This is a genomic window from Mesorhizobium sp. M4A.F.Ca.ET.090.04.2.1, assembly GCF_003999085.1.
In the GTDB taxonomy this organism is placed as follows: Bacteria; Pseudomonadota; Alphaproteobacteria; order Rhizobiales; family Rhizobiaceae; genus Mesorhizobium.
This window is the reverse complement of the sequence record NZ_RZOT01000307.1, coordinates 1-7,122: the sequence shown is the minus strand read 5'-3', so window position 1 is coordinate 7,122 and position 7,122 is coordinate 1. Positions and strand designations below refer to the sequence as shown.

Sequence of the window (7,122 nt, the reverse complement as noted above, 5' to 3'; positions counted from 1 at the left end):
GTCTGCAGCTTCTGGCCTTCCTCGCGCCGGCGCTCATTGGCGGTCTGGGCGCGGCCTTCTCCAATCTCGACAAGGCCGGCATATTCCAGCCCCACCACCGGGCCGCTCTTGGCGAAGCGCTCGAAATAGCGGTCGGCGAGTTCTCTCTCGGGGCCGGCTTTCATCCGGCCCACGGCATGAACAGTGATCTTCATCCCTGCCTCGAAGAGCCGCAAATGCATGTCACCCAGGGATGGGGGACACGCACCAAATACGGCTCAGTGAAGGGTCTCTTCCTCGAGGTCCGGCGCCTGCCACATCTTTTCGAGATTGTAGAATTCGCGGACTTCGGGACGGAAGACATGGACGATGATATCGCCCGAATCGATCAGGACCCAGTCGGCGCCGGCCAGCCCCTCGACGCGCGCCATGCCGAGTCCGGCATCTTTCAGCGCCTTGAGGAGGTGATCGGCGACAGCCGAGACATGACGGTGCGATCGGCCCGAGGCGACGACCATGTAGTCGCCGAGGCTCGATTTCCCCTGGATGTCGATTGAGACGATGTTTTCGGCCTTGGAGTCTTCCAGACTGGCAAGGACTGTCTTGATGGCGCGGGACACGGCGTCGTTTCCGCTGATCCCGGCCGGCGAAGGCACGATGTCGGCCTTCTTCCGCAGTGCTGTTCTCAGTGTCTTTCCTTTCGCAGCAAGAACAACCAAATCACCCGCCAAATCAGGGCGACACCACTTAGATAGGCAGAGTTCCGTTGCAGTTTCAAGACGGCGACCCGTGCCGCCGCAAACGCGACCTCTTCCGATTGGTTCCGCTGGCCGGGAAAAATCGGGAACCCATCGCGTCCGCATGGGTTATCGGCTCGCCCACCAACCGGATTTCCCATGATGCCGATCGATCCCCAGGATACCCTCCTCGCCGTGCAGGCAAGCCTTGCGCAGCTCAGCAGTCTGATCGTTTCCTACTCCTTCTCGGCCATAGGCGCCGTCATATTGCTGGTCGTCGGCTATCTCGTCGCCGGCCTTGCCGAACGCTCGATCTTTGCCGGGCTCGGCCATATCCATGGTTTCGACGCGACGCTGCGCCACTTCTTCTCGAAGATTGTGCGCTACGCCATCCTGATCCTCGTCGTCATCATGGTGCTCGGCCAGTTCGGCGTGCAGACGGCCTCGATCATTGCCGCTATCGGCGCCATCGGCCTCGCCATCGGGCTGGCGCTGCAGGGCACGCTGCAGAACATCGCCGCCGGCATCATGCTGCTTGCGCTGAGACCCTTCCGCATCGGCGAATATGTCGAGGTCGGCCCCATCTCCGGCACCGTGGAGGAGATCGGCCTGTTCGCCACCAGGCTGAGGACGGTCGACGGCGTCTATGTGCTGGCGCCCAATTCGACGCTTTGGAACCAGCCGGTGCGCAATTATACGCGCAACGGTGTGCGGCGTGGCGATGTCACGCTGACCATCGGTTCCTGGAATGACATCGACCTGGCGCAAAAGGTGATGCTCGGCGTCGCCGCCACAGAGCGGCGCGTCAGGCGCGAGCCGGTCCCGATTGCCTTCGTCTCCACCGTCGGAGACAGCGGCGTCGCCATCAGCCTGCGCTACTGGACCTCGGCCGCCGATTTCTTCGCCACTCAGATCGATCTTACCAAACGCGCCAAGCAGGCCTTCGACGCCGAAGGCATTTCGGTCCCGGCGCCGCCACCGGAAGCGCCGAGCCAGGAACCGTCCGTGACCAGGCAGTAGGACGCAGGCTCAACGCTAATTGCCGGAGCGACGCTGCTCGTCCGGCGCGAAGGCGAGCTCCACCGGCAGCGGCGCCTGCGCGCACATCGGCGCGAAGCTGCCGGTCGCGGTGGCCGGAACCGGCCGTGCCGCCAGCATCCGCCACAAGACGAACAGGCAGAACGCCGAGGCAATGAAGATCCCGACATAGATGAAGGTTCCGGTGCCGTAGACCGCGGAAAGCGCCGTCACGATGCCCGGCACCACGAACCCGGCCAGCGACCAGGCAAAAAGCATCGAGCTCGACAGGGCCAGCAGGTCATCCTTGCCCGCGCGGTCGGCGGCGTGCGCGCTGGATAGCGAATAGATCGATTCCGACGCCCCATCCCAGATCAGATAGACCACAAGCAGAACGCCCAGCGCCCCGCCGTCGAAGGTGATGGCGAACAGGCTGGCAACGAGGGCAAGCAGTGCCGCGCCGATCAGCACATAGCGCCGGTCGGTCCGGTCCGAGATCCAGCCGAGCGGTATCTGCAGGATCAGCGTGCCGACCGGCATGGCCGACAACAGCAGCGCCACATCCGCCTGGCTGTAGCCCTTGGCGGTGGCATGGATCGGCGCGAAACCGGAGATGATCATCGACAGGCCGCCGACGGCGAGCATGCCGGCGACGCCGACCGGCGAGATCCGCCAAGCGCGACCAAGCGCGACGGATGCCGCCTGCGGCGGTGGCGGCTGCGCCAGCCGCGTCATGCCGACCGGCAGGATCGACAGCGCCGTGAAGGCGATGCCGATCAGCGGCGCTGCCGACGTCCGGATGTCGATGGCGGCGAGCGTCGCATAGCCAACACCGAGGCCCGCGACATAGGCAACATAGAACACCGCCATGACGCGGCCGCGTATGGCATTGGCCACGGCATCGTTCAGCCAGCTCTGGGCGACGATGAACAGGCCGCATATGGCGAACCCGTAGAGCGCGCGCGCCGCGATCCAGATGAGCGGGATCGGCCCTGCGCCGATCGCGGCGTTGGAGAGCGCGATCAGCGCCGAAAGCACCATGAAGGCGCGCGCATGCCCGACCCGGCGCACCAGCGGGCCAGTCAGGATGCAGCCGGCGAGCCCGCCGGCCGACAGCCCGGTGACGATCAGCCCGGCCCAGGTCGGATCGAAGCCGTCGGCGCCGAGTCGCACCGGGATGAAGGCGAACATCAGCCCGTTGCCGATCGCGATCAGCGCCATCGACACGACAACGCTGGCAATGGCGATCAGCGGCGCCGGCTGCTTGCTATCCTCTCGCTCGATGGTGGTGCGGTTCTTCTCAAGCATTCGTGCAGCATCGCCCACCGCACGGCGAAAGGCCGCCGCAAAAGCGACATCGCCGGACGGGCAGCGGCGCCGACCTCACATGGCCAGAATTTCGCCCAACGGCGAGCTCGGCGGCACATCGGCCAGCCGCAGCTTCCAAAGCGAGCCGTGCCAAAGATGGATCGCCAGCGTTTCCGGCTTCACCACATCGGCGATGGATTTCCGGGGATCTAGCAGCGTGCCAGCGCCCTCGACATTGGGATAGAACACATCCACCGGCGAAGCCTCGCCCAGCAGCCCGTGCTTGCGCGCCAGATAGGTCAGCAGGGGTGGGCCGATCGAGGCATGCGGCAGGTCCTGGAATCCCCTCACCCTACCGAGCGCCCGCAAAGCGCCGAAGCGCAGCCGCTTGGTCCACGAATACCATTCGGGAAACCGCTTAGGGTGGTCGACCGTCTCGACCAGATCGGCGAGGATCGGCGAGCCAACGGGAAGGCTCAGCACCGCATTGTTGATGCGTGTCTCGCTTTCCCAGCCGAACAGATAGGGTCGCCGGCACAGCGGCCGCACGCAATACATGTCGCAGTCGATGTAGATCTCGGCGCCGGTGGCCAGGAGCTTGTAGCGGAAGATGTCGGCGAACAGCGCCAGGCCGCCATTGCGATGCCTGATGATGCGCTCACGTGGCAGGATTCTTGTCGCATCGACGAGTTCGACGCCAGCCGGCGCGTCGCCGGGGTCGTCATAGACATGCAGCAGCGTGCGGTGGCCTGCCCTGACGAAGGACTTCAGGCAGGCGGTGTGCATTGCCCCGAGCGGCCCGCCGATCCAGAAAGCATGAACCGCGGGCAGTCCGGGATCGGTCATGGCTTCGCCAGCTTGCGGATGGCGCTCGACGACAGCGACGAGCGCGGGCCGTGGATGAAGGTCCAGGCCGGCGCCTTCATGCGGGCTAGGCGCGGCGCGTCGCCCTCGTCGACGCGGGCATAGTCGAAGGTCTTGGCGACCACCGAGGACAGGAAGGAGAGCGTGGCGCCCGGGCGGTCGATGACGGCGATCGGGAAGGTCATGACGATCTGGCGCCAGCGCTGCCAGCGGTGGAAGGCGCGCAGCGAATCGGCGCCCATGATCCAGACGAAGTCGACGCCGGGATTGCGCGCCTTGACCAGCGCCAGCGTGTCGGCGGTGAAGCGGAAATGATGCGCGGCCTCGAAGGCGGTGACCTTCATCTTCGGGTTGCGGGCTGTCTTTTCGGAGAGTTCGATGCGCTCGGCGAGCGGCGCCAGCTCGCGCGTGCTCTTCAGCGGATTGCCCGGCGTCACCATCCACCACAGCTGGTCGAGCGCCAGGCGTCTGAGCGCGATCTCGGCGACCAGCGCATGTCCGGCATGCGGCGGGTTGAACGAGCCGCCGAACAGGCCAACCGCAACCCCTTTGCCGGCATGCGGCATGCGTAGATAGTGCGATGGGACGGCGGGCTCGGAAGAGGACAGCATCAGGCTCTTCCGGCGAAAAACGTCACGGCCTCACCTGTCCCGACCCGCGCACGCGGTATTTGAACGAGGTCAGTTGCTCGACGCCGACCGGCCCGCGCGCGTGCATTTTGCCGGTGGCGATGCCGATCTCGGCGCCCATGCCGAACTCGCCGCCATCGGCGAACTGCGTCGACGCATTGTGTAGCAGGATCGCCGAATCGATCTCGTTGAAGAAGCGCTCCACCGCCTGCGTGTCCTCGGCGAGAATCGCTTCGGTGTGGTGCGAGGAGAAGGTCTCGATATGCTCGATCGCGCCCGCGACGCCATCGACCAGCTTCACCGCGATGATGGCGTCGAGATACTCGGTCACCCAGTCGGCATCGGTCGCGGGACTAGCGTCGGAGAACGCCTTCAGCACCTCTCCGTCGGCATGGATCTCACAGCCCGCCGCCCGCAAGGCTACGAGGATGGGCACGAGATGGGTCGCCGCCGCCGCGCGGTCGACAAGCAGCGTCTCGGCCGCGCCGCAGACGCCGGTGCGCCGCATCTTGGCATTGACGGCGATCGTCACCGCCATGTCGAGATCGGCCGATCGGTCGACATAGACATGGCAGATGCCTTCGAGATGGGCAAAGACCGGCACCCGCGCCTCGCTCTGAACACGCTCGACCAGGCTGCGGCCGCCGCGCGGAATGATCACGTCGAGATTGCCGCCGAGGCCCTTCAGCATCTCGCCGACGGCGGCGCGGTCGGTGGTCGGCACCAGCTGGATGGCATCCTGCGGCAGGCCAGCCGCTTTCAGCCCCGCTACCATACAGGCATGGATCGCCGCCGACGAATTGAGCGAATCCGAGCCGCCGCGCAGGATCACCGGATTGCCGGCCTTGAGGCAGAGCGCGCCGGCATCGGCCGTCACATTCGGCCGGCTTTCATAGATGACGCCGACGACGCCGAGCGGCGTGCGCACTCGCTCGATGTGGAGTCCGTTCGGCCGGTCCCATTCTGCGATCACGTCGCCGACCGGATCCTTTAGCGCGGCGATCTCGCGAATGCCGTCGGCCATCGCCTCGATGCGCGACGGTGTCAGTTTCAACCGGTCCATGAAGGAACCGGAAAGGCCGGATTCCTCGCCATTCGAGACGTCGATTGCGTTGGCGTCGAGAATCGCCTGCTCGTTGCGAAGAATGGCTTCGGCCATGGCGACAAGCGCGGCGTTCTTGGCGGCGGTGGTGGCAATGGCCAGCGGTCGGGCCGCGGCGCGCGCCTGGCGGCCTGTCCGTGCCATCAAACTGGCTACATCTTCGCCTTGGTGTTTGTTCAGCATTTGACCGCTCCGGTGAAGCTTGGTGGATTTACACGCGGCCGGCCCTCGCGGCAATGGCTGCAAATTTGGGGGAGCAGCATGAAGAGCGCCATAATCCTGTTTGCTCTCGGCGCGATGCTGGCGCCGACAGCCCTACGCGCCGCCGATTACTGCGACGACAAGCTCGAGCCCGGGGAGAGCCCCGACGGCAAGGCCATGGTTATGTACAGTTTGATGGTGCAGCTGGCGCTTGCCGAGCGCTATTGCGGCGCGCCGGCGACACCGCCCTCTCGGATCGCCATCGTTGTCGAGGAATTTCACGGATGTGGGCCGCGCGCTCGGCTTGAAGCGGAGATGGAAAAGAGGGCGAAGGGCGATGCCCCCGCGAAAGTAACGACAACCGACGAACTTATTCGCGACGCCGTTGCCGGAGACGATACGGGCATTGCTCAAACCGAGATCGACCGACGAGCCAAGGCCGGCATCGAAACAGAGATGGGGGGCTGCAGCGAGCTGCTGAAAACGCAACGCGATGTTGAGGAAAGGTACCGCAATCCACCCCAATGGCCGCCGGAGCCCGAGCGCCCATAATCGCGGGCCACGTCTCAGTTGGCGGCGCCGCTCACCACCAGATCGTCGCGGTGGATCATCGCCGAGCGTGCCTCATAGCCGAGCACGGTTTCGATCTCGGCCGTCTTCAGGCCAGCGATCCTTACGGCATCGGCGGCGTCGTAGGCAACCAGCCCGCGCGCGATCTCGCGGCCCTCGGGCGACAGGATCGCCACCGTATCGCCGCGCGAAAAATTGCCGCTGACCAGCTTGACGCCCGCCGGCAGCAGCGACTTGCCCGATAGCAGCGCGCCGATGGCGCCGGCATCGACGGTGAGCCGTCCCGCCGGTTCGAGCTGCCCGGCGATCCAGGTCTTGTAGCCCTTCACCGGATTGGTGCTCGGCTTGAAGAAAGTGGCGCGTTCGCCGCGTTCGATCGCCATCAGCGGCGACAGCCTGGTGCCCGACGTGATGACCATGGCGGTGCCGGCCGCATTGGCGATCTTGCCGGCGTCGAGCTTTGTGCGCATGCCGCCGCGCGACAGCTCGGAGGCGGCGGCACCCGCCATCGCCTCGATGTCGGGGGTGATGCGATCGACCACCGGGATGAATTTGGCTTGCGGATCCCTGGCCGGCGGCGCCGTGTAGAGCCCGTCGATGTCGGAGAGCAGCACCAAAAGGTCGGCCCCCATCATCGTCGCCACCCGCGCCGCCAGCCGGTCGTTGTCGCCATAGCGGATTTCGGAGGTCGCGACCGTATCGTTCTCGTTGATGA

The 7,122-nt window shown here is 65.6% G+C and carries 8 protein-coding genes and 1 pseudogene; 2 read left to right on the top strand and 7 right to left on the bottom strand.

Annotated elements, in window-relative coordinates:
* Together EN781_RS20725 and rsfS are read right to left on the bottom strand one after the other, a co-directional pair.
* Nucleotides 1-194: pseudogene (locus EN781_RS20725) on the bottom strand (23S rRNA (pseudouridine(1915)-N(3))-methyltransferase RlmH); the annotation flags it as partial.
* A gap of 63 nt (nucleotides 195-257) precedes the next feature.
* Nucleotides 258-635: a ribosome silencing factor gene (gene rsfS, locus EN781_RS20720; RefSeq protein WP_126059326.1), complete on the bottom strand. Its 378-nt coding sequence runs from the start codon at nucleotides 633-635 to the stop codon at nucleotides 258-260.
* A 243-nt stretch (nucleotides 636-878) separates the two neighbouring features.
* On the opposite strand from rsfS, the gene EN781_RS20715 reads away from it, so the two are divergent.
* Entirely contained in the window at nucleotides 879-1,736 is an 858-nt protein-coding gene (locus tag EN781_RS20715) for a mechanosensitive ion channel family protein (RefSeq protein WP_126059325.1), read from the top strand.
* Between the two features lie 15 nt (nucleotides 1,737-1,751).
* Here EN781_RS20715 and EN781_RS20710 read toward each other — a convergent pair whose 3' ends face one another.
* The 4 genes from EN781_RS20710 to EN781_RS20695 all read right to left on the bottom strand — a co-directional run bounded on the left by EN781_RS20710 (nucleotide 1,752) and on the right by EN781_RS20695 (nucleotide 5,819).
* Nucleotides 1,752-3,041: an MFS transporter gene (locus EN781_RS20710; RefSeq protein WP_127400280.1), complete on the bottom strand. Its 1,290-nt coding sequence runs from the start codon at nucleotides 3,039-3,041 to the stop codon at nucleotides 1,752-1,754.
* A gap of 75 nt (nucleotides 3,042-3,116) precedes the next feature.
* Nucleotides 3,117-3,887, bottom strand: a complete 771-nt coding sequence (locus tag EN781_RS20705; RefSeq protein ID WP_126057803.1) for a galactosyltransferase Lgt5 — start codon at nucleotides 3,885-3,887, stop codon at nucleotides 3,117-3,119.
* Complete coding sequence (locus EN781_RS20700) at nucleotides 3,884-4,516, bottom strand: nicotinate-nucleotide adenylyltransferase (RefSeq protein ID WP_245455340.1); 633 nt, start codon at nucleotides 4,514-4,516, stop codon at nucleotides 3,884-3,886. Before EN781_RS20700 ends, EN781_RS20705 begins: the two co-directional genes overlap by 4 nt.
* Before the next feature lie 22 nt (nucleotides 4,517-4,538).
* Entirely contained in the window at nucleotides 4,539-5,819 is a 1,281-nt protein-coding gene (locus EN781_RS20695; protein ID WP_126057802.1) for a glutamate-5-semialdehyde dehydrogenase, read from the bottom strand.
* Between the two features lie 78 nt (nucleotides 5,820-5,897).
* On the opposite strand from EN781_RS20695, the gene EN781_RS20690 reads away from it, so the two are divergent.
* Complete coding sequence (locus EN781_RS20690) at nucleotides 5,898-6,389, top strand: hypothetical protein (RefSeq protein ID WP_127400279.1); 492 nt, start codon at nucleotides 5,898-5,900, stop codon at nucleotides 6,387-6,389.
* Between the two features lie 14 nt (nucleotides 6,390-6,403).
* Here the strand turns inward: EN781_RS20690 and proB are convergent.
* Nucleotides 6,404-7,122 (bottom strand): glutamate 5-kinase (proB, locus tag EN781_RS20685; protein WP_127400278.1); only part of this gene is annotated, 719 nt, incomplete at its 5' end.